Source organism: Bifidobacterium sp. LH_730 (genome assembly GCF_056355835.1).
In genome coordinates this window covers 1-1431 of sequence record NZ_JBKETB010000031.1, presented here as the reverse complement: position 1 = coordinate 1431, position 1431 = coordinate 1, and the positions used below count along the sequence as shown (strand labels likewise).

Sequence of the window (1431 nt, the reverse complement as noted above, 5' to 3'; positions counted from 1 at the left end):
GGCTGCGAGGGACATGTTCCGGTATTCCTCCGGGGTGTGTCCCTCGAGTCGTATCTGGCGTCGTTTGGTGTTCCAGTGGACGATGTACGCGTCCAGCTCGGTCTTGAACCGCTCGTACGAGGCGAACTCGCGGTTGCGGTAGAACTCGTCCTTCAAGTGGCCGAAGACCTGTTCGGTGGCGGCGTTGTCCAGGCAGTTGCCCTTGCGGCTCATGGACTGGCGGATGCTCAGCCCCCTGAGCCTTTCCCTCCACCATGGGTGCTGGTACTGCCATCCCATGTCCGAGTGCAGGATGGGGTTCGCGCCCTCGGGCAGTCTGGCCTCGAGCATGGCGAGCAGCCGCCGCTGCTGGGCCATGTCGGGGTGCCGGCTCACGTCCCAGGCCACGATCTCCTTGCTGGCCATGTCGTACACGGGCGCGAGGTACGCCTTGCCGCCCGCGACCTTGAACTCGGTGACGTCGGTGCCGAGTTTCTCGAACGGCCGGCCCGCGGCGAAGTCGCGTTCGAGCAGGTTGGGCACAGACCCGCCTTGGTCGCCCTTGTACGAGTTGTATTTCCTACAGGGGTTGGCGGCGCGGATGGCGCATTTGAGCCCCATGCGGCGCATGACCCTCAGGACGCTCTTGGCCGACACCCTCTGCCCGAACTCGTGGACCAGGCACATATGGATCTGCCGGTGGCCGCATCCGTTCGCCGTCCGCGCCCAGATCTCCCTGACCATGGGATCGAGGTCGGGGCGCGGCTCATGTTCCGGATGCGACAGATGATAGAAATACGTGGATCTCGCCAACCCGCTGATTCTCAGCAGATGGTCGAGCCGGTGCCCCTGCCCCGCGAGCAGTCGGACGACGGCGCTTCGCTCGCGCCGCGTGACTTCTGCGCCCGCAGGGCCCGGAGTTTTTCCAGATACGCGACCTTCGCCTCCAGATAAGCGACCCGTTCGGCGAGCTCCTGCTCGCGCGTCGGTTCGGGTTTCGGTTTGGATCTCACGCCCCTGGGCCTGCCCTTGGGCTTCGGACGCAACGCATCCGCGCCACCGGAACGGTACTCGCGGCACCAACGCTCCAGCGCCGCGATGCTCGCCACTCCGTGCCTGGCCATGACCTCCGTCTTGGTCAGGCCATCGTCGACGTGGTCGCGCGCCGCCGCGACCTTCGTCTCCCAGTCGTAGCTGCGTTTGCCCCGCGCGCCCATGACCGCCTCCCGTCCGCCGGAACCGTACAACAGGATCCAGTTTCTCGCGGTCGCCACTGGCATCGCAAGCCGACGCGCGAGAACATCCTTGCCCGCGCCGGCCTCGATGAGCCTCAGCGCTTCGCGCCGGAACTCATCGCCGTAACGTTTCCTTCGATCCTCTCGCATACGAAAGAACCACACCTCCAATCATCGAATCTGAATTTCTTCAGTCCAACAATCGGGGTGCGGTTCA

General features: G+C 65.0%; 2 protein-coding genes. Both read right to left on the bottom strand.

What is annotated here, in order from left to right:
• Positions 1-843: IS3 family transposase (locus AC1AUD_RS13675; RefSeq protein WP_476574928.1), on the bottom strand; the 843-nt coding region annotated here is incomplete at its 3' end.
• The gene (locus AC1AUD_RS13670) at positions 804-1364 is read right to left on the bottom strand and encodes a transposase (protein WP_476574927.1); all 561 of its coding nucleotides are present in this window, start codon (positions 1362-1364) and stop codon (positions 804-806) included. The genes AC1AUD_RS13670 and AC1AUD_RS13675, both read right to left, overlap by 40 nt.
• Positions 1365-1431: the final 67 nt, after the last annotated feature.